The organism is Roseibium sp. MB-4, from assembly GCF_053005265.1.
Map to the genome: position 1 here is coordinate 1 of NZ_JBRKQB010000007.1, position 26,990 is coordinate 26,990.

The window sequence follows — 26,990 nt, forward strand, 5'->3', positions numbered from 1 at the left end:
CGTAAACTCGCAAAAACCAACCAATCACCGAACCTTGCGATCCAGCCCCAATCGACCAGTTTTCCGGAATTTAGAGCGCAGCGCCCTGTCGCCAGCGACGTTGCCGCCGTCGATGAACCGGGTTATAGGCCTGCCCTCTTTCCGGGTCAACAGGGAAAATGAAAGTTTTTGAAGTTTTTTGCAGCGCGGCAGAATGCGGTGGATATTAGGTGAATATTTACCATGAAATTGGCTATATTCTGCCGATCTTAGCCAATTGGCGCGTTTCCGAATCCCATCAAACGCTGTCCGGCATCAACAACAAGGGTATGACCGGTCACCTGTCGGGCATTTAAATAATATCGCAGCGCACCAACAATATCCTCCGGTCCAAGCCCCGGACCCAAAGGGGTCAGCTTCTGGCGTGCATCGAAGTTTTCCTGGGTCTGATCACTGGGCAGGATCAGGCCTGGCGCAATAGCATTAACCCGAATGCCCTTTGGACCAAGGTCATAGGCTGCCAGCCTCGTTGCGCCTTCCAAGGCGAATTTTCCGCAAAAATAGCTGAAGCGTTCCGGAGAGGCCGACTGCATTTGGGTATCGAGCATATTGAGAATGAGCCCCCCGTCCGGAAGCGGATCCTGCTGGGCAAAAGCCTGCATCAAAAACACGGGCGCTGCGGCATTGACGTTCATCAGAAATTGCCAACTATCGAGCGTCAGATCAGACAGGCAATCCGTGTTGAACGCAGACGCGGAGTTTACCAAAACGGATACCGGCCCACCCAAGGCTTCGGCCGCATCGGAAACTAACGTCCCGGCCGTTTCCGGGTGGCTCAGGTCTTTTTGCAAAAGAACTGACTGACCACCGTCAGCACGAATCCGGTCATGAAGTTCTTCAGCGCCGTCAACCGATGAATTGTAGTGAAGACCGACGGCGTATCCTTCGGCAGCTAGACCTTCTGCGAGTGCCTTGCCCAGCCGTTTGCCCGCACCGGTTACTAGTGCAATCTTTTGGTCCGCCATCGTATCCCCTTCCAAAACTCAAGCGCATTACGCGTAATCCTGCAAGTTCAAAACTGGCTGCACCCGCGGAACCTCATGGCTGCGCACCATGTTTGCTTTCGACAGGACAGCTATGGTGGCCGCACTGGTCTGCGCCACACGAACCTCATCCCGGAATAGGAAAACATGACCGGTCAGCTGGACGGTCACCGGCCAGCCCAACTCGCGCAACCGGAAGGATTGCAGAATACTGTCTGTCTGATACCGGATCCGGTCCGGACCATCCGGCAGATTGAGGGCGAAACCGAACCCGGGATCAACCCAGAGGCGCTCGATGCCCGCGTCTTCCGCCATGGCGACACGGTCCTTGAAGAACAGCAGCTGTGCGTCAAAAACCTGGTCAACCGGTGGCAGATCATCGCTGGAGCGTGCGTTTTCTCCGGGCGTGTAACACAAGATCAATCCAGCTTCGTGTTTGGCAATCGCCTCATAGAAACTCTTGTCGTCGACCCGGCCGGTCAGGTTGACCACCCCGGCACCGGCTTCCAGCAGAGCGACGGCGACTTCCGGATGATAGGTTTCAACGGACACAAGGATGTTCTCACTCGCAAGTGCCGACACAGTCGGCCGCATCCGGTCGATCTGGCGTTCTATGGAAACAATGTCCGCTGTTTCACCTGTCGATTCGCCGCCAATGTCCACCATGGCAGCCCCTTCAAGGGTCATGCGGCGCCCCCGGTAAAGCGCTGCCTCAAGAGTGTGGCATACCGTTTCCCGATAGGAGCTGTCCGGCGACAGGTTCAAAACCCCCATTTGGTAGGTTCGGTCCTCGAATGTTTTTCCAAATTTTGGAAAGTCAAAGGTTCGGATCGGGGTATCCAGCGCCTCCCGGTACTTTAGCCAAAGGGGAAGAACGCGGTCTGCGGAAATCATTTAGAAGTATCTCCTGGAGGGGAAAGGCGTGTACCGGCTGGCAGATAGTCCCGTGCATGGCACAGGCAAGGTCAGGCGCGTCGCTTACGTGAAATCCGGATGCCGACGCCGGCCGCGTCTTCAAAGATCTCAGGTTTTGTCACCTTGACCGTCACATAATCGGCAAGCGGGTTCTGCAAGGCAAAAGCTGCAACCGCCTCGGCCCATTCTTCCACCAGTTCAACATGGCCGCCGTTGGCGACTTTGTCCTGAATGAAAAATACAGTGTCCGCATAAGAGACATAGGATCCGGTCTCGGCGACGATCTTCCGATAGCCAGGCACGGTCCTTATTTCGACATCAAAGCGGAGCCCTTGTGTGCGGCCTTTTTCGCTGTCGAGGACTCCAATTTCGGCGGCCACGAGAAGGCCTTCGATCACAATCGTGTCCCGGCCATCCTCAATGATATCTAATGTGCTCTCGTGATCCGTCTGTGCAGATATGTCCATCGTGCCCTGTTCCTGCTTGCATGCTCGAGACAGGGATGGCGTTATTAAGCCCCATCGGTCAAGCCACACTTTCTTGCGAGTTTTCAGAGCGGGTTAACTAGGGGAAGCCTCATAGACATCAACAGTGCGCATGACACCGCGCAATTCGGCAAGTCCGCGCAGACGCCCGATGGCCGGGTATCCAGGTGTCGATGTCTCTTTCAAATCTGAAAGCATACGATGGCCATGATCAGGACGCATGGGAATGGCCTTACCCCTTTTACGCTCCAGCGTCCGCAATGCCCGGACGATTGCGACCATGTCGACGTCGCCCGCCAGATGGGCATCTTCATGAAAACTGCGCGGGTCCGCTTCGCGTTTTGTAGCCCGCAGATGTGCGAAATGGATCCTGTCGTCCAGGGCGTCAATAATCGCCGGAAGATCATTGTCCGGATGAACGCCGAGAGAGCCAGAGCAGACCGTGAACCCATTGGCTTGAGATGTGTTCAGGTTTTTGATCCGGATGAGATCCTCAAGGGTGCCGACGATCCGCGGCAAGCCGAAAAGCGACCGCGGCGGATCATCTGGATGAATGGCAAGCTTCACCCCTTCTTCCTCCGCCACCGGCACAACAATCTCCAGAAAGTTCGCGAGGTTCTGGAAGAGGCTCGCCCTGTCGATTGTTTTGTAAGCTGCCAGATGTTCCCGGAATGTGTCGAGCGTGTAGCTTTCTTCAGATCCCGGCAGTCCTGCAATGATGGTTCGAACCAGACGATCCTTGTCTTCGTCGGTCCGCTGATCAAGCCACGCTTCAGCATGAGCAACATCGTTCTGACTGTAGTCGGCCTCAGCGCCCTCACGTTTGAGGATAAAAAGATCAAATGCCGCGTAGGCAACGAATTCAAACCGCAAGGCGGTTGCCCCATCGGGCAATTCATAATCGAGATCCGTCCGGGTCCAGTCGAGTACCGGCATGAAGTTATAGCAGATGGTGTGGATGTTCTCACGAGCCAGTGCCCGAACCGTTTCGGCCCAGTTTTCCGCCCAGCGCTCCCAACCCGATGCCCCGGTCTTGATGTCCTCGTGGATCGGGATGCTTTCACACACTTCCCAAGTAAGGCCCGCTGTCTCAATCATGCGACGGCGTTTTGCGATTTCTTCTTCCGGCCAATAGGTGCCGTTTGGAATTTGATGAAGCGCTGTGACGATACCGGTAGCGCCGGTCTGACGAACATCGCGCAGGGAAATCGGGTCATCCGGACCAAACCAGCGCCAGCATTCGATCATCGCATCTGTCTTTCTTTTTGTTTCATGCCGCCGAACACCCCCCAGTGCCTCACGTGAACCAGAATGGATTATCCAGCCACGCTAATTCGATACAGCCGCGGGCTTATATAGATACCCGTCAAATTCGGGATCTCCCACATCTGAGAGCTCCAAAAGCGTCAACCGAACATTCTCAAGGTGCTGCCACATGGCTTTGCGCGCAGCTTCCGAATTGCGGTGCCGCAGGGCTTCAAGAATCTCAGCATGATCATCGAGCCACTTGGCGCGGTAGCTGAGATCAAATATCCGATCATGCAAGCGGGCCCACATCGGGCTGTTCTCGCGTTTGCTCCAGAGCTCCTCCACCTGTGCCACAAGAACACTGTTTTGGGTGGCTTCAGCAATTTGAAGATGGAACTGGCGGTCAGCCAAATAATCCTCTTCGCCGTTTGCGATGGCTTTCCGCTCCAGTTCCAGCGTGTCTCGCAGCTGAACGATGTCGCTCTTGGTGATCGTGCTGGCCGCAAATCCGGCAATGCTGCTTTCCAGAAGTTGGCGGGCCTGCAAAAGTTCAAAAGGGCCGAAATCGGGTTTCGGATTGCTCAGAAAGAGCTTCTCGCCGCTGGCAACATAACTCCCGGACCCTTTGCGTACGTCAAGATAGCCCTCAATTTCCAGCATAATGAAGGCTTCACGAACCAAAGACCGGCTGATGCCCAGTTCCTCGGAAATCTGACGCTCTGTTGGAAACTTGTCGCCTGGCTTGTAACCGTCATGGGCGATCCGCCGCGCAAGGATCTGCGCAATTTCCTGATACCGGCGTTTGTGAGTGTCGCTGGTCATGATGCTTTCCTTGCATCCTCCTGACCGGCCGCGATCTGATGATAGTACTCGGCCAGGATATGGAATGCCTTTTTCTTGGTCTTCTTATCGGCGGCGATCAGGCCTTTATGATTGTAGCCATTTTGAAAGATGTTCTGACGCCGTTCCACGCGGAAATCATACAGGATCCACGGCGACATGCCTTTGACATACGCAAGGCGCCGCAGGGTGGCAATCTGTTTGGTGTAGACTTCCGCCATGTAGTCTTCGCTGAAAAGACCTGTTTTCGGGCCTTTGCCGCCAATAACACCATCAGCCCCGGTCTCGGAGATGACCACCGGGCGATCCGGATCTGAGTTCTCGCCGATTGCCGCCAAATCCTCGAAGTCTTCCTCGTACCAGCCGTAGTACTCGTTGAGACCGATGACATCGATGTGCTGTGCAAGACGGTCTTCAATCCGGTTCCGGGCATGATTGACGAGACAGGCTGCAGAGGTCAGCCGTGTCGGATCGAGCCGTTTCGCAGTCTCAGCGAGGTTCTTCATGAAGTCCAGGCGCGCATCAGTGTCGGGGTTTTCATTGCCGACCGACCAAATGACAACGCTCGCCCGGTTACGGTCACGCTTGATCAATTCGCTCAATTGGTTTTCCGCATCCCGGTAGGTTGCCGGGTTTTCAAAATCGATCGCCCAATAGACCGGAATTTCCTCCCAAAGGAGAAAGCCAAGTTCGTCGGCCAGTTGCGCAGCCAATTCATGGTGCGGGTAGTGCGCAAGGCGCAAGTAGTTGCAACCGAGTTCGCGGGCGTGATCAAACCGGGCACGCAGATCGGCTTCGGTTGTCACCTTGCCCAGCGCGGCATCATCTTCATGCACAGAAATCCCGCGCAGAAACAACGGTTCACCGTTTAGAACAATGTCTGTCCCACGGCGTTCGATTTGGCGGAAACCAATGCGATCACTGACTATGTCCCCGCCATAGCCAACCTCCGCTTGATAAAGCACCGGCGTATCCGGGCTCCATAATTGAGGATTTGCTGCAAACTCAATCTTGCCGTTGCCGGATGAACCAAGCGGTACTTCCAACTCCACGCCAAGGCCCGGAATTGAAAGACGCGCCGGTTCGCCGCTAAGTGGGCCATCAATGGCCACTTCGGCACATAGTTTTCCGTAGCTTCCATCCGGCACAAGATAGAGAAAGAAATCCTTGATCAGGCTTTTTGGCGTCTGGAACAGACTGATTTCCCGGTAAATTCCACCGTAGTTGAACCAGTCCGTATTGCGCATTGGGACGCGGTCGCGGGTGCGGGTGTTGTTCACACACGCCATAATCCAGTTCCGGCCGGTTTTCAGCTTGCCGGTGAGTTCAACACAGAACGGGGTCGAGGCACCGTAATGGTTACCAATGAACTCGCCGTTCAGAAAAATCTTGCAGTCGTAAGCCGCCGCACCAAAGCGAAGGAATGTACGTTTCGTCTCGTCAAGGACATCGACGTCCAGGGGGCGGGTGTACCAGGCACTGCCCTCGAAGAAATACCATTTTTCCTTCAGCATGGCCCAGTTGGACGGGACTGGAACGGTTTCCCCCATATAGGGGTCGTAGTCCCACGGTTCTGTCCTGTTTTCCGGGGCTTCCGGCAGCATGGCAAACCACTTCTGCCGGAGGCCGGTGTCGAGGAGGTCGACGCAAAAGGTCCAATCTCCATCCAGACTTTCCGATGCCCGACCGCCCATGAAGATCAAGCCGTCATGGTTTAAAGACTGGGTGTTTAACGGAACATCATAGTCTTCATCATGCAGCGCTTGCAGCGCATTGTCGGCCAAATGGGAACGTTCGAGCATCGGTCAGGTCCTGATTGCAAATTATTGCGGCGCGATCGCCTTGATGCGCTTGATGAGGTCCGCAACTTTTTCGGACTTGGCAGCGGCTTCTTCATGCATCGGCAAGACCGCTTCGATGAACGGGCCCTTGTCAACTTCGATGAATTTCACACCGAGTTCGTTCTTCGCGGTTTCGATACCCTCAGCAACCATGGCATCCCACTGCTCGCGGTGGAAATCCATGGATTCACGCGCTGCTTTGGTCAGTGCACTCTTGTGATCATCGCTGAGTTCATTCCAGGACTTAGTGGAGATCATCACAACAGACGGGATCATGGTGTGACCGTCGTTTGAGTAGACCTTGCTCACTTCGCCGTGGCGGGCGGACGTCAATGCCAGAGGGTTGTTCTCGGCGCCATCAACAACACCCTGCTGAAGTGCGCTGTAAAGTTCACCCCAAGCAATCGGGGTTGGGTTGCCACCAAGCAGTTCGACCATGCGGATCGCGGACGGGCTCGGCTGGACACGGATTTTCATGCCCTGAAGGTCTGCCGGAGAATTGATTTCCTTGTTGGCGTAGAACGACCGCGCACCTTCAACATAGTAAGCTACGCCAATGAAGCCCTTGTCCTCTGAAGCCTTAAGGATATCGGCGCCGATGTCGCCGGACAGAACATCATAATAGTGATCATCGTTGACGAAGATGTAAGGCAGGTTCAAAGCGCCATAGGACTCTTCAAAGGCTTCCAGCTCCGAAGCATTGGAGCGGGCCATATCGAGCGCGCCGTTTTGCATCAGTTCCATGGATTCACGCTGCGTTCCAAGCTGCGCGTTTGCATAGATGCGGATTTTCAGATCACCGTTGGTCAACTCCTCCAAGCGATCCGCCATGAATTCCATGGACTTGTGCAGCGGATGGTCTTCCGGGTTGTTGTGATTTAGGCGTAGCGTCTTGGCGTTGGCAGCTGAGCCGAACGCGACGGCGCCCGCGGCCAAGAGAGCCGCAACCTTGATGAACTTCGACATGACTTCCTCCCAGGTGAGGGCTGGACCCGGCTCGGCTCCCTCATGGAACGTTCCGGTATACCCATTTCACGGCTTCAGGCGCCGTTGAGGTCGAATTGTTCGTCCAATTTCGAAAATCAGTCAACCTTTTTTGCAAAATTGGTTGACCAATTTTGTTTCCTGGCGCAAGTGTAAGGGTGCCAAGCGTGTGGGTGTCCAACTCGCCATGCACGCGATTGACAGGCTGGGAGGATCATCGTGACCGCTTTAACCCGAGGGGTGGACTTCGTTCTGCGCCTCGTCATCACATCGGCTTTCGCCGTCTTGGTTGTCTGTGTCGTTTGGCAGGTCTTCTCGCGATACGTTCTGGAAAGCCCGAGCACCGTAACCGACGAAATGGCACGGTTCCTGTTCATTTGGGTCGCCCTGCTGGGCGGCGCTTACACTCTCGGCCAACGGCGGCATCTGGCAATTGACCTTCTGCCCGTTGTAACGACCGGCAGAGCCAGGTTCGCCGTCAACGCAGGCATCATCGGCGCAATTGCTCTTTTTGCCGGTCTCATAATGATTTACGGCGGCCTCGGATTGGTCAGCCGTACGCTTGAAACCGGTCAGGTTTCGCCAGCGCTCCGCATCCCGATGGGGTTCATCTACGTTGCAATCCCGTTTTCCGGATTTTGCATTCTTTATTACTGCCTGACGTTTTTAGCCGACCTCGTGCGCGATGGCCGCGGCCCCAATGAACAACTTGAACCGCCGGCCCCCGGCGGACCGCTGACCTAGGCCCTGAGGAGCTCATAAATGGATATCCAAGCCGTCGCGGTCCTGTTCGGGACCTTTGTGCTGCTCATGGTTTTGGGCGTTCCGATCGCCTTTTCTATCGGCCTTGCCGCCTTTGCGACTTTTCTCCTGTTCATGTCCTTCGACCAGTCGGTCTATATCGTCGCCCAGCAGGTGGCCTCGGGATTGGACAGTTTCACCCTGCTCGCCATCCCATTCTTTATTCTCGCCGGCAACATCATGAACCGGGGCGGCATTGCCCTGCGGCTTATCGAGTTTGCCAAGGTTCTGGGTGGGCGTTTGCCTGGGTCACTGGCGCACTGCAATGTTCTCGCCAACATGATGTTCGGGTCGATTTCCGGGTCGGCAGTAGCTTCTGCCGCAGCTGTTGGGGGTGTCATGTCGCCCTTGCAGAAAAAGGAAGGTTATGACCCGGCTTACAGCGCGGCTGTCAACATCGCCTCTTGCCCGACAGGCTTGCTTATTCCACCCAGCGCAACCTTCATCGTCTATTCACTGATCACCAACGGGACTTCGATTGCAGCACTGTTCGTGGCCGGTTATGTCCCGGGGATCCTAATGGGTCTCTGCCTCATGCTGGTTGCGGGCATCATTGCAAAGCGCCGCGGATATCCAATCGCGCCGCGGCCCAGCACCCGCGAAGTCATCGACAAAACCCTTGGGGCGGTCCTGCCGCTCGGCCTGATCGTCATCGTGATGGGCGGGATCATCGGCGGGATTTTCACTGCAACCGAAGCCTCAGCTGTTGCTGTCGTGTACACGCTGTTTCTGGCTGTCATCTGGTACCGCGAAATCACCTGGCGCCAGCTGCCCAGCATTATTCTGGAGAGCGCAGTTACCACATCTATCGTTCTTTTGATGATCGGCTGCTCCATTGCCATGTCGAAGGCCATGGCCTTTGCCGATATCCCATATGCAATATCCGATATCCTTCTCGGGCTGTCAGACAATCCGCTTGTTCTTTTGTTGATCATTAACATCGCGCTGCTGATTGTCGGCACCTTCATGGATATGACCCCGGCACTGCTGATCTTCACGCCGATCTTCCTGCCGGTTGTCACAGATCTTGGCATGGATCCGGTGCATTTCGGCGTCATGATGACCTTCAACCTCTGCATTGGGATCTGTACGCCACCAGTGGGTTCTGCGCTTTTTGTCGGTTGTTCGGTTGGTGGGGTCAAAATCGGGGATGTGATCAAGCCGATGCTGCCGTTTTACGCGGTGCTGGTCGGCCTGCTACTGGTCGTCACCTACATCCCGCAAATCAGCCTGTTCCTGCCTCAATTGCTGCTCGGATACTGAGTTCAGATATGAAAGCACTCAAACACTGGACACTGGCCGAGCAGACAGAAACTGGCATCAAGCTTCTCGTCGACGACCGGCATGCGCTTGTGATCCGGGTTCTGGAACAAGCCCTCATCCGGGTCTCGCTTCTCAAAGACGGGGTTCACCGGCTGGACCGGACCTGGGCGATTGCGCCGAAGGACGATGTTCCCTGGGAAGGGCGATCTCGCGATGATCTCAGTGGGTTCACTTGTCCGGAGTTCTCGCTCACCCAGGACGATACCCAGCTGCAACTCATGACAGACTGTCTGCGTCTGACTGTCGAAACACCATTGGCTCTCATCTGGGAGAGCCGGGAAACGCCAAACGCAGAATGGCAGGAAATTGCGCGAGACCGCCCGCAGGACGCCTACATGATAGGCCGCCGCGATCACCGCAAATCTCACTTCATGCGCCGGTTTGATGGCGAACGCTATTACGGCCTGGGTGAGAAAACCGGCTCCCTGGAAAGATCCGGGCGCCGCTTCGAGATGCGAAATCTCGATGCGATGGGATATGACGCCCGAACAACCGACCCGCTCTACAAGCACATCCCCTTCACAATAACGGACCGCGGACCGCTCGGCGCCTATGGGCTTTACTACGACACGCTCGCCCATTGCTGGTTCGATCTTGGGAACGAGAAGGACAACTATCATCCTGCCTTCCGCGCATTCCGCGCTTCGGATGGTGAACTCGACTACTATTTTTCGTGGGCTCCAACGGTGCTGGAGATCGTTAAGCGCCACCACTGGCTCACCGGAGGCACTGCCTTCATGCCACGCTGGGGCTTGGGCTATTCCGGCTCTACGATGGCGTATACGGATTCAGAAAACGCCCAGGAACGTCTGGAAGGCTTTTTGGCAAAACTCGCCGAAGAAGACATGCCGTGCGACAGTTTTCAAATGTCCTCCGGCTACACCGCCATCAAGGAAAAGCGGTATGTCTTTCACTGGAACACGGATCGCTTTCCGAATGTTCGAGCCTTCACCAAAGCTTATGCCGATGCGAACATCAATCTGATCGCTAATATCAAGCCAGTACTTCTGGAAGACCATCCCCTTTTTACGAAAGCCGAAAAGGCCGGTCTTTTCATCAAGGACAGCGAGACCGACGCTCCGGAGCAATCGCCATTTTGGGACGGAACCGGGTCGCATCTCGATTTCACCAATCCAGCAACCATTGCTTGGTGGCAGAAAAATCTGAAAGAAAAGCTGTTCGAAAAAGGCATTTCCAGCACCTGGAACGACAACAATGAATATGAAGTCTGGGATGACGGGGCCGTTTGCACCGGTTTCGGGAAGGAAATCCCCGTTGGTCTGATCCGCCCGTTACACAGTCAGCTGATGACCCGCGCATCCTATGATGCGCAGGTCACAGATCAGCCGGCGAAGCGCCCCTATCTGATTTCCCGTTGCGCCGCACCGGGCACACAGCGCTACGCCCAAACCTGGACCGGCGACAATTTCACCAGCTGGGACACGCTTCGGTGGAATATTCCGATGGGGCTCGGGCTTAGCTTGTCGGGCTTTTACAACATCGGCCACGATGTCGGCGGTTTTGCTGGCCCGAAGCCGGAACCGGAGCTGTTTCTCCGCTGGGTGCAGAACGGCATCTTCCATCCACGCTTCACGATTCACTCCTGGAACGACGACGGAACTGCGAATGAAGCCTGGATGTATCCGGAGATCACCCCGCTGATCCGCAAGGCTCTCAATTTTCGGGCCCAGCTGATCCCGTACCTCTACACACTTCTATACCGGGCCGTTACTGACGGCGAACCGATGCTGCGCCCCCTGTGGCTGGATTTTCCGGAAGACCAGCTGGCGCAAGCCTCTGAGTTCGAATTCCTTCTTGGGACCGATCTGCTTGTCGCAACGGTCATTGAAAAAGGCACGCAGAGCCGCTCAGTTCCCCTGCCCGCCTGTCCGGAAGGCTGGTGGGATTTTGAAGGAACAACCTGGTATCCGGGCGGGCAGATGCTGGATGTGCCAGTCACTCAAGACACTATTCCGCTTTTCGTCCGTGGCGGCACGGTGTTACCGATGGCCGGTCCGAATGCGCGCAGTACGGCACAGACTGACAAGACACGAACGTGGCGCATATACCCGCAGGACCCAGATGCCCCAGCGCGCGAGAACCGTGCTTATGATGATGACGGTGTCTCTGCCAATGCTCTTGTCTCAGACCATTGTCTGACACGCATGACCCTGTCACGAAACAGCGCAAAGGTTATGCTGAACTGGCATATGAGTGGCACTTACAAGCCCGCGTATGATCAAGTCGACCTCTGGCTTGCCGGGTCTTCTCCGCTAGTTGTCAACGGTGCTCCAACCAGCACGGAGACACCCCTTTTCTTTGTTTGAGCCTTTAATATATGTCCGTAAACCTCTCCCTCCCCGACTATGATCGCAGCCTACTTAAGACCCGCGTATTTCATATTGGATTTGGTGCCTTTGCCAAGGCGCATACTGCGGTCTTTCAAGACGAGTTATTGCGCCAAAACAAAAGCGACTGGGGCATGGTGGGTGCCCGATTGAACTCGGGAGCAGACGAACTCTCCGCGCTTGATAAGGCGGGCTGTTTGTTCACGGTCGGTGAAATGTCTGACGATACCCTTGCGCTCAGGCAAGTCGGCGCCGTGATCAAGACACTGCATCCCCATCGCGATGGCATCGGCGCACTGATTGCCCAGATCTGCGATCCGGATCTATGCGTGATCACTTTGACGATCACGGAAAAGGGCTACGGCCTCACCCGCGGGCACCTCGATCTTGAAAATGCTGGCATCGCGGCCGACCTCAAACAGCCAACCAATCCGAAGACGGTCATCGGCCTTTTGGTCGAGGGCTTGCGCCTGAGAAGCCAACAGGAGCTGCCCGGGCTTACAATTCTGTCCTGCGACAATCTCCCGTCAAACGGCAAACTCTGCAGAACGGCCGTTCTTGAGTTTGCCGAAAAACGGGATCCCGAGCTGAAAGACTGGATCTTTGAAAACTGCCGGTTTCCCAGTTCCATGGTCGACCGTATTACGCCAGCCATGACCGAGGCGTCTTTTGAGAAACTGACTGGCGCGCTCGGCGCGCCCGACCCCAACGGCATCTTGTGTGAACCGTTCAGGCAATGGGTGATTGAAGACAGTTTTGCCGGAGAAAAGCCCAGCTGGGATTTGGCAGGGGCAAGTTTCGTCCCCGACGTCGAACCCTATGAAGAGATCAAGCTCCGCATGCTGAACGGCAGCCACTCGTTCCTGGCGTATCTTGGCGCTCTTGCAGGCAAGGAGACGATTGCCGATTGCATGGCTGATCCTGTCTTCAAAACCGCGGTCCGAAACCTCATGATGGGCGAGCAAGCCCCAACTTTGTCCGTTCCGGGTGGCTTCGATATCTCTGCTTACGGCGACGAACTGATCACGCGTTTTTCCAATCAGGCCCTTCGCCACAAAACCACGCAAATCGCTTCAGACGGCAGCCAGAAACTGCCGCAACGGCTTTTGGCGCCAATCAGACGTCATATAGAAGCAGACCGCCCCTGGCAGTTGTCTGCGTTGGCCGTCGCCGGTTGGATGCGGTACTGCCGAGGCACTTCAGAGACCGGTGCAGACCTGCCCGTCAACGACCCGCACGCCGGCCGCATCAAGGAACTTGTAGCGGGATCAGACGATGATGATTATGTGCTGAACATGATGTTGCTGGCCGGTATCTTTGGATCTGACCTTCCTGCCGAGCCCGCTTTTGTCCAGCAGGTGACAGACGCCTACAAAACACTGAAACAAGACGGCGCGCGCGCAGCACTGGCAGCGTAGCTCCAAGGACCTTTTCATGACTGCACCCTTTCTCGGCCCGGACTATCTGCTTGATACCGCGGCCAGCCGTCGCCTCTACCATGACGTTGCAAAGCATCTTCCGATCGTCGACTTTCACAATCATCTGGATCCGGCAGCCATTGCGGAAAATAAATCCTGGCGGTCGATTGGAGAGATCTGGTTGGAGGGCGATCACTACAAGTGGCGCGCCATGCGTTGGAACGGGGTACCCGAAGAGCTCGTGACAGGTACTGCGGACTATCGGGACAAATTCGATGCTTTCGCGCAAACCATCCCGCATTGCCTGGGCAATCCCCTCTATCACTGGACCCATCTGGAACTGCAGCGCTACTTTCAATGGGATGGCAATTTCGGACCCGACACCGCCGAAGAAGTCTGGGAGCTCGCCAATGCTGCCTTGGAGCAGCCGAGCCACAGTGCCCGGGGCCTATTGACCTCTATGAAGGTCGAATATGTGGGCACGACAGACGATCCGACAGACGACCTTGCCTCACATGCCACCCTGCAATCCGATCCGAACTTTCCGTTTCCAGTGGCCCCGAGTTTCCGGCCGGACAAGGCGCTCGTTCCCGCAGCGCCAGGATTTGCCGCTTATTGCCGCAAACTGGGTGAGACCAGCGGCATTGCAGTCGACAGTTTCGACACGTTGATCGCAGCTTTGCTCAAGCGGCTCGACTTTTTTGTGTCTCTTGGCTGCAAGGCGGCGGATCACGGTCTCAACGATTTGCCGGCCTTTGAAAAACGCCCTCCTCGGGAACTCGATATCATCCTGAGGAGCGGGCAAAACGGCTGGCCCATGTCGGCACAAGATGCGGCCGACTTCAAAGCGGCGGTGCTGATTGAACTAGGTGAAGCTTATGCCGAGCGCGGCATCGTCATGCAGTATCACATCGGTGTCTTGCGCAATCAGAACAGCCGTCTGTTCCGAGCGCTCGGCCCCGATGTTGGCGGCGATTGCATGTCAGATGCCGGGATCGGTGCGTCGCTCAATTCCGTGCTCGACCTGATCAATTCCCGAAAAGGCCTACCGCGCACCATCCTTTATGCACTCAACCCGATCCACAACGAGATGCTGGTGACGATTGCCGGTAACTTCCAGGATGGGTCTGAGCCGGGGAAAATCCAGGCAGGGCCAGGCTGGTGGTACAACGATCAGCTGGACGGGATGGAACGGCAACTCACGCAGGTCGCCCAGATGGGCCTCCTCTCACGTTTTATCGGCATGCTGACCGATTCCCGGTCTTTCCTGTCGTTCCCACGGCACGAGTATTATCGTCGGCTTGTTTGCCGGATGGTCGGCCGATGGGTCGAGGATGGATCTATTCCCGCGCATAAAGAGCTGAGCGACGGCCTTATCCGCCGCATCTGCTACGAAAATGCCCGGGACTGGTTCTTGCCCGGAAGTTAGGCCCTTTACTCGATCTCGGCTGTCGCCTCGATCTCGACCAAGGCTTCATCTTCGATCAGACCGGCGACCACGACCATCGACATTGCTGGAAAATGACGTCCCATGACCTTACGGTAAGTCGCGCCAATTTCGCGCTGACGGGCGAGGTATTCCTTCTTGTCGGTCACAAACCAGGTCAAACGGACGATATCCTCGGCCTTACCGCCAGCTGCAAGAACGACATCAAGTATGTTCCTGAGCGCCTGTTCCATCTGCCCGATGAAATCATGGGTCTCAAAAACTTGGTCGGCATTCCAGCCGATCTGACCGCCGATATGCAAAACGCCCTTGCGGCTTAAGACACCGTTGGCATACCCCTTCGCCGGGGCCCAGCCGTCGGGATGAATGATTTTGTGGCTCATAATGCGTCTTTCTTATTTGCCCGGGACTTAAGAAACAAACTCTCTAGATCCCGAGATATTTTTCTCCGGTCTCCGCGTCCAAATCCGCCATCCGGCCTGACCAGACCGTTCGGCCCCGTTCCAGAATGACACCCTGATCGGCGACCTGCTGCAGCTCTTTCAAAGACTTGTCGACCAAGAGGATCGACAGTCCACTGCTGTTCTTCAGATGGCTGATGGCCGCCCAGATTTCCTGCCGGATGATCGGGGCAAGGCCTTCCGTCGCCTCGTCCAGGATGACGAGGATCGGATTGGTCATCAGGGCCCGGCCGATCGCCAGCATTTGCTGTTCACCGCCAGACAGCGAGGCAGCCTTCTGGTTCCGGCGCTCGGCGAGACGCGGAAACAGCTCGGCGACCTTGGCGAAGTCCCAGGTGCCGGGACGAGCTGCAGCGGTCAGGTTCTCCTCAACCGACAGATCGGCAAAGCACCGCCGCCCCTCCGGCACCAGCCCCACCCCTAGGCGCGCGACCTTGTGGCTCGGCATCCCGCCAATCACCTTGTCCTTGAACCGGATTTCTCCGCCGGACGGCAACATGCCGCAAATCGTCTTGACCGTTGTTGATTTGCCCATGCCATTGCGGCCCATCAAGGCGACCACTTCGCCTTCGCCGATTGACAAAGACACGTCAAACAACGCCTGACTGGGTCCATAACTGGCCGTGACATTGGAGAGAGCCAAAAGCGCACTCATGCTTCGTCTCCCAGATAAGCATCGCGCACATCTTTATTTGCGCGGATTTCCTCAACTGTGCCAGTTGCGATGACCTTGCCATAGACCAGCACGCTGATCCGGTCGGCCAATGCAAAAACGGCGTCCATGTCATGTTCAACCAACAGGATCGGCGCCTGATGGCGAAGATCGCCAAGGAACTCGGTCAGCCGCTTGGAACCCTCTGTACCAAGGCCTGCCATGGGTTCATCCATCACAAAGGCTTTCGGTTTCAATGTCAGGGCAACGGCCACTTCCAGCTGGCGTCTCTGACCGTGACTCAGTTCTGCCGTGCGTGTCTTTGCATGATCTTGAAGACCGACGCGCTCCAACGCCTCCATGGCCGTGTCCAAAAGATCCTTGTCTTTCAGAACCGGCTTGAAAAAACGCCACGGATTTCCCTGACCACCCAGCGCACCCAGCACCGCATTTTGAAGAACTGTGTCTTCCATCGCGAGTGCCGAGATCTGGAAAGTCCGTCCGAGCCCGGCGCGGGCCCGTAGTTCCGTCGGCAGATCAGTGACGTCCTCTCCCAACAGCTTGACCGTTCCGGTGTCCGGCTTGAGACCGCCACAGATCTGCTTGATCAAGGTCGATTTCCCGGCCCCATTCGGTCCGATGATCGCGTGGATTTCTCCCGCCATCAGATCAATGGAAACGTCGTCACTGGCCTTCAGCGCCCCGAAGCTCTTGGAGATGCCTTGTGTTGCGAGAATTGCCTCAGTCATGGGCCACCTCCCGGCCGAGCAGCATGCCGATGATGCCACCGCGTGCGAACAGCACGACACCCAGCAACAGGACACCCAAATAGATGTGCCAGTAGTCAGACAAGTCGCCAAGGATGTGCTCAAGCGCCACAAAAACAACCGCCCCCACAACCGGCCCGTAAAGCCGGCCAAGCCCGCCAAGGATGATGAAAATGATCAATTCCCCGGACATCTGCCAGGAGAACATGGTCGGGCTGACAAACCGGTTGAGATCAGCAAAGAGAGCCCCGGCGAGACCCGTGATCGCACCCGACAAGACGAACGCAACCAGACGCAAGCGCATCGGGTTCAGACCAACGGTTTCGACCCGGTCCGGCACTTGGCGTGCCGCGTTGAGCGCAAGGCCAAAAGGCGAGCGTTGCAATCGTGCGGCAAAGAACATCACTGCGGCAAGGATAACAAAGCACAAGGCATAGAACTGGATCGGAACGAGCGTGTTCACGCCCGGAAAACCATTGCGGACATAGATCGACAAGCCGTCTTCACCGCCATAGGCACTCCAGCTGATCGCGAAGAAAAAGAACATCTGTCCGAATGCCAGCGTGATCATGATGAAGTAAACGCCGGAGGTCCTCAGTGACAGGAGGCCAATGAAATAGGCCACAACGGACGACAGAACCACGGCGACCAGCCAGATCACCGGCATGGATTTGGTGCCCTCGATAACGAAGGGCCATTCCATCAATGGGGTGTAAGTCTGCGCATGATGGGCAAGGATACCCATCGCGTAGCCGCCAATCCCGAAAAAGACAGCGTGTCCAAGGCTGACAAGGCCGCCAAGACCCAGGGCGATGTGTAGACCGACCGCCGCCAGCGCAAGAATGACTGCGCGGGTGGCAAGGGTCACAGTGAACGGTTCACCGGAAAAATGCGCCCAGAGCGGAACGAGGGCCAGCGCGGCGAGCGCGGCCGAGTTGAACAGTGTTTCCCGGGTCATGCACGCGCTCCAAACAGACCGGTTGGGCGCAACACAAGGACTGCAGCCATCAGGATGTAGATGGACATGGAGGCGATCGAAGACCCGATGGAAGTGGCCGTTGCCGGGCTGAAGAAGAGTTTCATCAGCTCAGGCAGGAAGATGCCGCCGAGCGTATCTGTGAGGCCGACCAGTATCGCGCCAATGAGCGCGCCCTTGATGGAGCCAATGCCGCCGATGACGATGACAACAAAAGCCAAAATCAGGACAGGCTCGCCCATGCCGACTTGAACCGACTGGATGGCTCCGACAAGCGCTCCGGCAAGACCGGCAAGCGCGGCCCCGAGTGCAAAGACGATGGTGTAGAGCTTGGCAATGTCGACACCGAGCGCTGCGATCATTTCGCGATCGTTTTCCCCGGCCCGGATCTGGATCCCAAGGCGAGTGCGCGAAATCAGGAGGAACAAACCGGCTGCGACAAGCAATCCGACAATGATCAGCGTCAGCCGGTAAAGCGGATACTCAATTCCGCCGGGAAGTGTCACCGGTCCGGACAGCGCATCGGGAATATCCAAAAAGAGCGGAAAAGAGCCGAACAGCCATCGCGTGCCTTCAGAAAAGATCAGAATCAGCGCGAAAGTCGCAAGCACTTGATCCAGGTGATCCTTCGTATAAAGCCGCCGGATGACGACAAGTTCGACAAGGGCTCCGGCTATGGCAGCCCCGGCCAGCGCCGCAATCAATCCCAGCAGGAATGATCCGGTCGCTCCGGCAACAGCTGCGGCGCAAAAGGCCCCGATCATGTAGAGCGATCCATGAGCCAGATTGATTAGCCCCATCACTCCGAAGATTAGCGTCAGACCTGCGGCCATCAGGAATAACATGATCCCGAATTGGAGGCCGTTCAAAATCTGCTCTATCAGCAATATCAAAGACATGCAGTTCCACCCGAAAGCTGGCCCCGATCCAATGACCGAGGCCAAACATCACCTTACATGTTGCACTCGGACCAATAGGCATCTGAATGGCTGTTCAGCGCCTTGCCGATGATCTTGTTGGTGAAGACATCGCCTTCTTTGATGACTTCCCGCACGTAGATATCCTGAATCGGATGGTTGTTGGGGCCGAATCTGAATTCGCCGCGCGTGCTCTTGAAATCAGCTTCCCGAAGCGCTTCCCGGAAAGCATCCGCATCCTTCACGTCGGCTTTTGCCATTGCGGACAGCAGCAGATTGGCGGTGTCAAACCCCTGAGACGCGTAAAGCGACGGCAAACGGCCGTATTCCGCTTGGAAGCTCTCGACGAATGCATTGTTGACCGGAGTGTTGATGTCCTTGGACCATTGGCTGGTGTTGCGGACACCAAGCGCCGCATCGCCAACAGCCTGCAGGATGCCTTGGTCAAAGGAGAACGCCGGGCCAACAACCGGCAGGTCGATCCCGCTGCCGGCATACTGCTTCAGGAATGAGATGCCCATGCCGCCTGGAAGGAAAAAGTAGACACTGTCTGCACCAGACGCGCGGATTTGCGCCAGTTCGGCCGCATAGTCGGTTTGCCCCAGCTTGGTGTAGAGCTCGCCTGCCAAATCGCCTTTGTAAAGACGCTTGTAGCCTGTGAGCGCGTCTTTGCCGGCCGGATAGTTCGGCGCGAGAATGAAGCTGTTCTTGTAGCCTTCGACATTCGCAAACGCACCGGCGGCTTCATGCAGGTTGTCGTTCTGCCAGGCCACATTGAAGTAGTTCGGGTGACACCCCTTGCCGGCCAGCATGGACGGGCCGGCGTTCGGCGACAGATAGAACTTTCCCTGCGCTGTTACGGATGGGATCACCGCCATGGCAAGGTTCGACCAGATGAGACCGGTCAGAACGTCCACATTTTCGGCCTGCACAAGTTTGTCGGCAAGCTTCACGGCAACATCCGGTTTGCGCTGATCGTCTTCGATGATGACTTCAATCTCTTCATTGCCGGACTGCTTGACCGCCAACATGAAGCCATCGCGAACATCGATGCCAAGACCGGCGCCGCCGCCGGACAAGGTGGTGATCATGCCGACCTTCACCGGCTCTGCAGACGCCACAGCAACGCCGAGGCTGAGTGCGGCAACCGCCGCAAGTAGTGTTTGTTTCATGTTGGTTCTCCTAAAGAATTTGACCTGCTGTTCCCGAGTTACGTGGCTCTGCGGCGTCTTTGACCGTCTAAAACCACGGGGCCATGTGTGATCCCCGACGCTGCCCAAACGCCGGTTTATTCTGAGTGCTGTCCTACAGCTCTTCCCGAAGCCGGAACCTTTGAACCTTCCCGGTCGCCGTTTTCGGCAATGTGTCTGTGAAAATGACGGAGCGCGGATATTTGTAAGGTGCGATGACCGCTTTCACGTGATCCTGCAACGCCTTGGTGAGATCGTCCGTTGGTTCATTGCCGTCAACAAGGACAATGTGTGCCTGAACGATGGACCCGCGATCCGCGTCTGGCGCGCCGATGACGGCGCATTCCAGCACTGCATCATGCGCCAAAAGCGCGGCTTCCACCTCCGGTCCGGCGATGTTGTAACCGGCGGATATGATCATGTCGTCATTGCGCGCTGCAAAGTGTAAATGTCCGTCTTCGCTCATGGAGAAGCTGTCGCCGGTGATATTCCAGCCATCAACGACGTAGTTTTTCTGACGTTCATCCGCGAGGTAGCGGCATCCGGTCGGACCGCGCACGGCCAAGCGTCCGACTTCGCCAGGCGCGACAGGCTTTCCATCCTGACCAACAATCTTGACTTCGTAGCCCGAGACCGGTTTTCCGGTGCAGGCTGGCTTGTGATCGTCAAACCGGTTGGAAACAAAAATATGCAGCATTTCGGTGGCCCCGATGCCGTCGAGCATCGGTTTCCCTGTCTTTGCCATCCAGGCGTCATAGACCGGTGCGGGAAGCGTTTCACCCGCTGAGACTGCCGCCCGCAGGGACGACAGGTCTGCGCCTTCTTCCATCGCCTGCAACATGACCCGGTAGGCCGTCGGCGCGGTGAAACACACCGTTGCCTTGTAGGTCTGGATGATCTCAATCATGTTGGGCGGAGAAGCGTTCTCCAGAAGCGTGGCTGCAGCCCCGAAGCGTAAGGGGAAGACCGCCAGTCCACCAAGACCGAAGGTGAAGGCGAGCGGCGGAGATCCGACAAACACATCGTCCGGTGTGACGCCGAGCACTTCCTTGGCATAGCCATCCGCGATGATCAGGATGTCCCGGTGAAAATGCATTGTCGCCTTGGGCGATCCTGTGGACCCGGAAGTAAATCCTAGCAGGGCGACATCGTCCCGGCCGGTATTGACCGCGTCAAACCGGACGGATTTGGTCAGCGCAAGACGGTCGAGTTCGGCATCATGGTTGGACGTGCCGTCAAAGCCGATGACTTTTTTGAGAAACGACGATGTCTTGGCGCAGGCGACCATCTCGTCCATCAACCGGGTATCACACAGTGCAAACTCGATTTCGGCCTTGTCGACGATCTTGGCAAGTTCCCCGGCGCGCAGCATCGGCATGGTGTTGACAACAACCGCCCCCGCCTTTGTCGCCGCCAGCCAGCAGGCCACCATCGCCGGATTGTTGGCCGAGCGGATCAGAACACGGTTGCCCGGCTTCACACCCAGATCTTCCACCAACGCATGGGCGAGGCGGTTGGTCCAGTCGGAGAGTTCCTTGTATGTCCGGCGGCGGCCATTGCCGATCAACGCCGTATGATCTCCAAAGCCCTTCTCGACCATCTTGTCGGTGAGTTCGACGCCGACGTTGATATGATCGGGATAGTCAAATCCATCCAGAAGAAACTCCGGCCATTGGTCCTGGGGCGGAAGGTTGTCCCGGGCAAAGGTGTCGGTGTGAGCGGTGGGACCCAGCATTGGCTATCCTCCCTGACTGGCGCTGTCGGCGGCAAAAGCGCCAAGTGTCTGACGTGCAATGACGATTTTTTGGACGTCCGTTGCGCCCTCATAAATGCGCAAGGCCCGGATTTCGCGATAGAGCTTCTCGACGGTTTCGCCGGAGCGCACGCCGTCACCCCCATGAAGTTGAACGGCCTTGTCGATCACTTGCTGCGCTTGTTCGGTGGCGAAAAGCTTGGCCATCGCCGCTTCACGGGTGACGCGCGGCGCGCCGCTGTCCTTGGCCCAGGCGGCGCGGTAGATCAGCAAGGCAGCTGCATCCACATCAAGCGCCATATCGGCGATATGCCCCTGCACCATCTGAAGATCGGCGAGCGGTGCGTCCTGGATCTGTCGTGTACTCACGCGCTTTAGCGCTTCGTCCAGCGCTCTTCTGGCAAAGCCCAGTGCAGCGGCAGCGACTGTGGAACGGAAGATGTCGAGCACAGACATTGCGATCTTGAAACCATCGCCCGGATTGCCGATCAGATCGGATTTTTTGACCCGGCAATCGGTGAAGCGCAGCGTCGCGAGAGGATGCGGGGCAATCGTGTCGAGACGTTCCGCAACCTCAAATCCTTGAAGATCCGGTGTTACGACAAACGCGGACAATCCCTTGGCGCCAGGCGCTTCGCCAGTGCGGGCAAACAACGTATAGACGTCGGCGATACCGCCGTTGGAGATCCAGGTCTTTTCACCATTCAGAACGTAGCTGTCGCCATCATCAGTCGCAGTCATGGTGGAATTTGCGACATCGGAACCGGATTGCGGCTCGGTCAATGCAAATGCGGAAATCGCTTCTCCCGATCGCGTCTTCGGCAGCCAGGCAGCTTTTTGCTCTGCGGTTCCAAAAAGCGACAAAGCTCCAGTGCCAAGACCCTGCATGGCCAAGGCAAAATCGGCCAGCCCGTCATGGCGCGCAAGAATTTCACGGGAGAGGCACAGGGTGCGGACATCCAACGGTGCGCCATCCTCGGAGGCTGTCGGCTGAAGCCACCCGGCGGCCCCCATTGCCTTGACAAGGGACCGGCACGCCTGATCAGTGTCAGAGTGATCGACGTGAAGCCCTTTTGCAAAGGCCTCGAGGTCTTCGGCCAGTTTGCGATGCCGGTCTTCGAAAAAAGGCCAGGAAAGAAAACTCTTGTCTGCCATCAGTTGCCCTCGAACACCGGTTTTTCCTTGTTGACAAAGGCGTTGTAGGCCCGCTCGAAATCCCCGGTCTGCATGCAGATCGCCTGCGCCTGGGCTTCGGCTTCAATGGCCTGTTCGATGGACATGGACCATTCCTGAGCCAGCATGGTCTTGGTCATCATGTGCGCAAAATTCGGCCCGGCCACTATCCGCTCGGCAAAGGCAACGGCTTCACCTTCCAACGCATCTGCAGCAACAAGACGATTGAAAAACCCCCAGCTTTCGCCTTCCTCAGCGCTCATGGAGCGGCCTGTGTAGAGCAGCTCCGCCGCCCGGCCCTGGCCGATGATCCGGGGCAAGATCGCGCAGGCGCCCATATCACAGCCTGCAAGGCCTACACGGGTGAACAGGAAAGCCGTTTTGGCTTCTGGCGTCGCAAAGCGCAGGTCGGAAGCCATGGCGATGATCGCCCCGGCACCAACGCACACCCCATCGATAGCGGCAATAACCGGCTTGCCGCAATTGACGATCGCCTTGACCAGATCCCCCGTCATCCGCGTGAAGGCAAGCAGTTCTTTCATCGACATCTTTGTCAGAGGGCCGATGATGTCATGGACATCGCCGCCGGAGGAGAAATTGCCGCCATTCGGCAGGAACACCACGGCATGAATGTCGTCGCTATAGACCAGATCCCGAAACCAGTCGCGCAGCTCTGCATAGCTCTCAAAGGTCAGCGGGTTTTTCCGCTCCGGCCGGTTGAGTGAGACCCGCGCGATGCCGCCATCAACGGACAAATTGAAGTGTTTCGGGGCTTCGGTCATGAGCGGCCTGCCTTTTTCAGTGCTGTCTCCGGCTCGCCGGAAGATCCAAATTGTTCAAAAATCTCGTTGCAAGCTGCAATGGCACTGCGATCGAGACCGCCCATCAGCTCATCGATCCAGCCCTCGTGCTTGGCGGCCAGATCTGCGAAAACCGCGTGCCCTTCCGACGTCAGCTTGACCCGGTTGGCGCGTTTGTCTCCCGGCACCGCCATGCGGACCGCATGACCGTCTTCGACCAGGCGCTCAACGATACCGGTGACATTGCCGTTCGAAACTTTCAGAAACGCGGAAATCTCGCTCATCTTCAGCCCGTCCGGATAGCGCGACAGAGCTGACAGGACATCAAACCGCGGCAGCGTGGTGTCACATTCATCGCGCAAACGCCGGCGAAGTTCGGTTTCAATGCCAGATGTTGCCTTGAGCAAGCGAAGCCAGAGACGCAGCCGGGATTTGGAGATCGGTTCCGGGGACGTATCGTGCGCGGCCATCAAATCTCGCCTCCCGAAAGACTGAGCGCATGTCCGTTAACGCTGGCCGCTCCGTCGGAGCACAGCCAGAGCGCGGTTTCGGCAACTTCTCGTGGTTGGACGAAGCGGTTCTGCGGATTGATCTTGCGCAGCGTTCCAGCCGCTGCCTCCCGGTCCATGCCGGTCTTTTCCATGATGTTTTCAATGGAACGCTCCAGCATGGGCGTTTCGAGAAAGCCGGGGCAGATTGCGTTGACCGTGATCCCGGTGCGCGCCAACTCCACAGAAAGCGACCGGGTCAGACCGACAACGCCGTGCTTGGCGGCGCAATAGCCGGACACATAAGGGTAGCCCTTGAGACCCGCTGTTGAGGCGATTGCGATCATCCGGCCCCAACCGGCATCCTTCATATCGTCCAACGCAGCCTGGAAGGAGAACGCAACGCCGGTCAGATTGACCGCCAAATTGGCGTTGAAGGCCTCGGGCGACATCTGGGAAAACGGCACGCTTTCCGTTGCACCCGCATTGGCAATAACGATTGAAATCGGACCTTGCTGCTCCCTGGCTGCATTGAAAGCCAGTTTGATCGCGGCCGGGTCCGAGACATCACACACCTGATAATGCAGTTTCTGCGCGGCGAGCTTCTCCGCATTCCGGCCCATGATGGTGACTTTGGAACCGGCCGTCTCAAAGGCATGCGCGATTTCCGCGCCTGCCCCGGATCCGCCGCCCGTCACGATCACATGTTTGCCGGCAAGCGTCATACCTTGCCCACCGTCTCGGCGTTCTTGTCTGCAAGCCGCCACAGCTGGTCGCGGCCTGCGAGATACGGCAGCGGCCAGTCGGGTGCAGCGCGGTCGCCGATCTTCGCCCCTTCATGCAGGGTCCAGTAGGGATCGGTCAGATGCGGACGGCCAACGGCGACGAGATCCGCGCGGCCTGCCATCAGGATTGAATTTGCGTGATCGGCCTCGAAAATGTTGCCGACGGCCATGGTGGTCAGCCCCGCCTCATTCCGGATACGGTCAGAGAACGGTGTCTGGAACATACGGCCATAGACTGGCTTGGCGTCAATCGTCGTCTGACCAGCGGAAACGTCGATAAGATCCGCACCAGCATCTGCGAACATGCGGGCAATCTCGATCGCTTCGTCCGGCGTGACACCGTCTTCACCAACCCAGTCGTTGGCGGATATGCGGACCGACATCGGCTTTTCTTCCGGCCAGACAGCCCGCATGGCTTTCAGGACTTCCAGCGAATAGCGCATCCGGTTTTCAAGGTTGCCGCCATAGTCATCCGTGCGGACATTCGAGACCGGTGAAATGAAGGATGACAACAAATAGCCGTGGGCTGCGTGCAGTTCGATCATGTCGAAACCGGCGCGGTCCGCCATCTCAGCCGAAGCAACAAACTGATCGCGGATCTGGTCCATTTCCGCGCGGGTGATTTCGCGCGGGGTCGCATTGCGCGACGACCAGGGGATAGCGGAAGCCGACACCAGATCCCAGTTGCCGTTTTCAAGCGGCAGGTCCATGCCTTCCCAGCCAAGATTGGTCGAGCCCTTGCGGCCGGAATGTCCGATCTGACAGGCGATCTTTGCGTCCGTGTTCTCGTGCACAAAATTGGTCAGGCGCCGCCAAGCTGTCTCGTGCTCCGGCGCATAAAGGCCCGGGCACCCAGGCGTGATGCGGCCTTCGGGGCTGACACAGGTCATCTCGACATAGACGAGCCCGGCACCGCCTTTCGCTCGCTCCCCATAATGGGTCAGGTGCCAATCGGTCGGACAGCCATCCACGGCCTTGTACTGCGCCATCGGCGAGACGACGATCCGGCTTTTCAGCTCCATCTCACGCAGCTTGAATGGCGCAAACATCGGCGCGCGCGGTGGCGTGTTCTCATTGTCTGCGACCGGCAAGCCTGCGTCCTTGCGGGCCTCGCCCATAAACCAGCTTTCAGCGCTTGCCAGCCATTTCGGATCCCGCTCGCGCAGGTTCTCATGACTGATCCGCTGGGACCGGGTGAGCAGCGAATAGTTCAGCTGGACCGGATCAAGATGGAGGTAGCGCTCGACATTTTCGAACCACTCCAGCGAGTTGCGCGCAGCAGACTGCAGGCGCAAGACTTCCAGGCGGCGCTGATCCTCATAAGTCGCAAAGGCCGAGGCAAGGTCCGGCTCGCTGTGAAGCAGATCCGCCAGCGAAATAGCGGACTCCAGAGCCAGCTTTGACCCGGAGCCGATCGAAAAATGCGCCGTTGCAGCCGCATCGCCCATCAGGACGACGTTCTCATGGGACCATTTCTCACACAGCACCCGCGGGAACTGGATCCAGGCAGATCCGCGAATGTGGTTGGCATTGGTCATCAGGCTGTGACCGCCAAGATGATCCTTGAAGATCTCTTCGCAGGTCTTGATGCTTTCCTGCTGGCTCATATCAGCAAAACCAAAGGCTTCGAAAGTTTCCGGCATGCATTCGACAATGAAGGTCGCCGTATCATCGTCGAACTGATAGGCGTGCGCCCAAACCCAGCCGTGTTCAGTCTTTTCAAAGATAAAGGTGAAGGCGTCGGAGAAGGTCTGATGGGTGCCGAGCCAGACGAAGTGGCATTTACGCACATCGATGTCCGGCTTGAATGTATCGGCATAGAGCGTGCGGGTCCTGGAATTCAGTCCATCGGCGGCAACGACCAGATCGTAGTCCTTGCGGTAGTCTTCAGCGCTGCCCACTTCGGTTTCGAATTTCAATACAACGCCGAGTTCACGGGCGCGCTCCTGCAGCAAGAGCAAGAGTTTCTTGCGGCCGATGCCGCAGAAGCCGTGGCCGCTGGACAGCTGTTTTTCTTGGCCGACCAACAGCGCGATGTCATCCCAATAGGCGAAATTCGCGCGGATTGTTTCCGCGCTGACCGGATCGTTGGCAGCCAGATTGTCGAGGGTTTCATCGGACAAAACCACGCCCCAGCCGAATGTGTCGTCCGCCTTGTTGCGCTCAATCACGGTGATCTCGTGAGAGCTGCCCCGCAGCTTCATCGAAATGGCGAAGTAAAGACCGGCCGGCCCGCCTCCAAGACACACGATGCGCACGTTCATTCTCCCCGGAACTGATCTTAGCCAAAACGTCTGGGACTGATCCTGCGCTCGATTTTCAGATATTTCAAGTATGAAATTTTATATTTAAAATA

At 57.0% G+C, this 26,990-nt stretch carries 24 protein-coding genes; 5 read left to right on the forward strand and 19 right to left on the reverse strand.

All coding sequences use genetic code 11. The features are described 5' to 3' along the window. Positions 1-248: 248 nt before the first annotated feature. The 7 genes from ACVDG4_RS23595 to ACVDG4_RS23625 all read right to left on the reverse strand — a co-directional run bounded on the left by ACVDG4_RS23595 (position 249) and on the right by ACVDG4_RS23625 (position 7,317). Positions 249-1,004 carry an SDR family oxidoreductase gene (locus ACVDG4_RS23595; protein WP_447236899.1) on the reverse strand — a complete coding sequence of 252 codons (756 nt, stop codon included), beginning with the start codon at positions 1,002-1,004 and terminating at the stop codon, positions 249-251. Positions 1,005-1,031: 27 nt separating this feature from the next. After that, positions 1,032-1,916 (reverse strand): dihydropteroate synthase, encoded by an 885-nt coding sequence (locus tag ACVDG4_RS23600; RefSeq protein WP_447236900.1) that lies wholly within the window; start codon positions 1,914-1,916, stop codon positions 1,032-1,034. A 71-nt stretch (positions 1,917-1,987) separates the two neighbouring features. Next, positions 1,988-2,404, reverse strand: a complete 417-nt coding sequence (locus ACVDG4_RS23605; RefSeq protein ID WP_447236901.1) for a dihydroneopterin aldolase — start codon at positions 2,402-2,404, stop codon at positions 1,988-1,990. A gap of 93 nt (positions 2,405-2,497) precedes the next feature. Then, positions 2,498-3,670 (reverse strand): mannonate dehydratase, encoded by a 1,173-nt coding sequence (gene uxuA, locus ACVDG4_RS23610; RefSeq protein WP_447236902.1) that lies wholly within the window; start codon positions 3,668-3,670, stop codon positions 2,498-2,500. Positions 3,671-3,751: 81 nt separating this feature from the next. Next, positions 3,752-4,492: an FCD domain-containing protein gene (locus ACVDG4_RS23615; protein ID WP_133945665.1), complete on the reverse strand. Its 741-nt coding sequence runs from the start codon at positions 4,490-4,492 to the stop codon at positions 3,752-3,754. Beyond that, complete coding sequence (locus ACVDG4_RS23620; RefSeq protein ID WP_447236903.1) at positions 4,489-6,312, reverse strand: glycoside hydrolase family 2 protein; 1,824 nt, start codon at positions 6,310-6,312, stop codon at positions 4,489-4,491. The genes ACVDG4_RS23615 and ACVDG4_RS23620 overlap by 4 nt, the downstream gene beginning before the upstream one ends. 21 nt (positions 6,313-6,333) lie before the next feature. Next, positions 6,334-7,317 carry a TRAP transporter substrate-binding protein gene (locus ACVDG4_RS23625; RefSeq protein WP_447236904.1) on the reverse strand — a complete coding sequence of 328 codons (984 nt, stop codon included), beginning with the start codon at positions 7,315-7,317 and terminating at the stop codon, positions 6,334-6,336. A 237-nt stretch (positions 7,318-7,554) separates the two neighbouring features. On the opposite strand from ACVDG4_RS23625, the gene ACVDG4_RS23630 reads away from it, so the two are divergent. From ACVDG4_RS23630 to uxaC, 5 genes are read left to right on the forward strand one after another with little or no spacing between them, the layout of a single operon-like run. Then, positions 7,555-8,079 (forward strand): TRAP transporter small permease, encoded by a 525-nt coding sequence (locus ACVDG4_RS23630; protein ID WP_133945657.1) that lies wholly within the window; start codon positions 7,555-7,557, stop codon positions 8,077-8,079. Between the two features lie 18 nt (positions 8,080-8,097). Next, positions 8,098-9,399, forward strand: a complete 1,302-nt coding sequence (locus ACVDG4_RS23635) for a TRAP transporter large permease (RefSeq protein WP_133945654.1) — start codon at positions 8,098-8,100, stop codon at positions 9,397-9,399. 8 nt (positions 9,400-9,407) lie between these two features. Continuing rightward, positions 9,408-11,786, forward strand: coding sequence for a glycoside hydrolase family 31 protein (locus tag ACVDG4_RS23640; protein ID WP_447236905.1), 2,379 nt, complete (start codon positions 9,408-9,410; stop codon positions 11,784-11,786). Between the two features lie 11 nt (positions 11,787-11,797). Further along, on the forward strand, positions 11,798-13,225 hold the full coding sequence (locus ACVDG4_RS23645; protein WP_447236906.1) for a mannitol dehydrogenase family protein: 1,428 nt from the start codon (positions 11,798-11,800) through the stop codon (positions 13,223-13,225). Positions 13,226-13,241: 16 nt separating this feature from the next. Continuing rightward, positions 13,242-14,654 (forward strand): glucuronate isomerase, encoded by a 1,413-nt coding sequence (gene uxaC, locus ACVDG4_RS23650; protein WP_447236907.1) that lies wholly within the window; start codon positions 13,242-13,244, stop codon positions 14,652-14,654. A 5-nt stretch (positions 14,655-14,659) separates the two neighbouring features. Here uxaC and ACVDG4_RS23655 read toward each other — a convergent pair whose 3' ends face one another. From ACVDG4_RS23655 to ACVDG4_RS23710, 12 genes are all read right to left on the reverse strand, one after another. Further along, entirely contained in the window at positions 14,660-15,055 is a 396-nt protein-coding gene (locus tag ACVDG4_RS23655) for a RidA family protein (RefSeq protein WP_306150387.1), read from the reverse strand. Between the two features lie 43 nt (positions 15,056-15,098). Then, a complete protein-coding gene (locus ACVDG4_RS23660; protein ID WP_008195321.1) occupies positions 15,099-15,788 on the reverse strand; it encodes an ABC transporter ATP-binding protein in 690 nt (229 codons plus the stop codon). Then, positions 15,785-16,534 (reverse strand): ABC transporter ATP-binding protein, encoded by a 750-nt coding sequence (locus ACVDG4_RS23665; protein WP_133945632.1) that lies wholly within the window; start codon positions 16,532-16,534, stop codon positions 15,785-15,787. Before ACVDG4_RS23665 ends, ACVDG4_RS23660 begins: the two co-directional genes overlap by 4 nt. After that, the gene (locus ACVDG4_RS23670; RefSeq protein WP_209176695.1) at positions 16,527-17,510 is read right to left on the reverse strand and encodes a branched-chain amino acid ABC transporter permease; all 984 of its coding nucleotides are present in this window, start codon (positions 17,508-17,510) and stop codon (positions 16,527-16,529) included. Before ACVDG4_RS23670 ends, ACVDG4_RS23665 begins: the two co-directional genes overlap by 8 nt. Beyond that, on the reverse strand, positions 17,507-18,427 hold the full coding sequence (locus ACVDG4_RS23675; protein ID WP_209176694.1) for a branched-chain amino acid ABC transporter permease: 921 nt from the start codon (positions 18,425-18,427) through the stop codon (positions 17,507-17,509). Before ACVDG4_RS23675 ends, ACVDG4_RS23670 begins: the two co-directional genes overlap by 4 nt. A gap of 53 nt (positions 18,428-18,480) precedes the next feature. Beyond that, a complete protein-coding gene (locus tag ACVDG4_RS23680; RefSeq protein ID WP_447236908.1) occupies positions 18,481-19,617 on the reverse strand; it encodes an ABC transporter substrate-binding protein in 1,137 nt (378 codons plus the stop codon). Between the two features lie 133 nt (positions 19,618-19,750). Then, on the reverse strand, positions 19,751-21,370 hold the full coding sequence (locus ACVDG4_RS23685) for an AMP-binding protein (protein ID WP_447236909.1): 1,620 nt from the start codon (positions 21,368-21,370) through the stop codon (positions 19,751-19,753). A 3-nt stretch (positions 21,371-21,373) separates the two neighbouring features. Next, on the reverse strand, positions 21,374-22,543 hold the full coding sequence (locus ACVDG4_RS23690) for an acyl-CoA dehydrogenase family protein (RefSeq protein WP_447236910.1): 1,170 nt from the start codon (positions 22,541-22,543) through the stop codon (positions 21,374-21,376). Then, on the reverse strand, positions 22,543-23,343 hold the full coding sequence (locus ACVDG4_RS23695) for an enoyl-CoA hydratase family protein (RefSeq protein WP_447236911.1): 801 nt from the start codon (positions 23,341-23,343) through the stop codon (positions 22,543-22,545). Before ACVDG4_RS23695 ends, ACVDG4_RS23690 begins: the two co-directional genes overlap by 1 nt. After that, complete coding sequence (locus tag ACVDG4_RS23700) at positions 23,340-23,831, reverse strand: MarR family winged helix-turn-helix transcriptional regulator (RefSeq protein WP_447236912.1); 492 nt, start codon at positions 23,829-23,831, stop codon at positions 23,340-23,342. Before ACVDG4_RS23700 ends, ACVDG4_RS23695 begins: the two co-directional genes overlap by 4 nt. Next, complete coding sequence (locus ACVDG4_RS23705) at positions 23,831-24,574, reverse strand: SDR family NAD(P)-dependent oxidoreductase (RefSeq protein ID WP_447236913.1); 744 nt, start codon at positions 24,572-24,574, stop codon at positions 23,831-23,833. The genes ACVDG4_RS23700 and ACVDG4_RS23705 overlap by 1 nt, the downstream gene beginning before the upstream one ends. Continuing rightward, the gene (locus ACVDG4_RS23710; RefSeq protein ID WP_447236914.1) at positions 24,571-26,892 is read right to left on the reverse strand and encodes a bifunctional salicylyl-CoA 5-hydroxylase/oxidoreductase; all 2,322 of its coding nucleotides are present in this window, start codon (positions 26,890-26,892) and stop codon (positions 24,571-24,573) included. The genes ACVDG4_RS23705 and ACVDG4_RS23710 overlap by 4 nt, the downstream gene beginning before the upstream one ends. Positions 26,893-26,990: the final 98 nt, after the last annotated feature.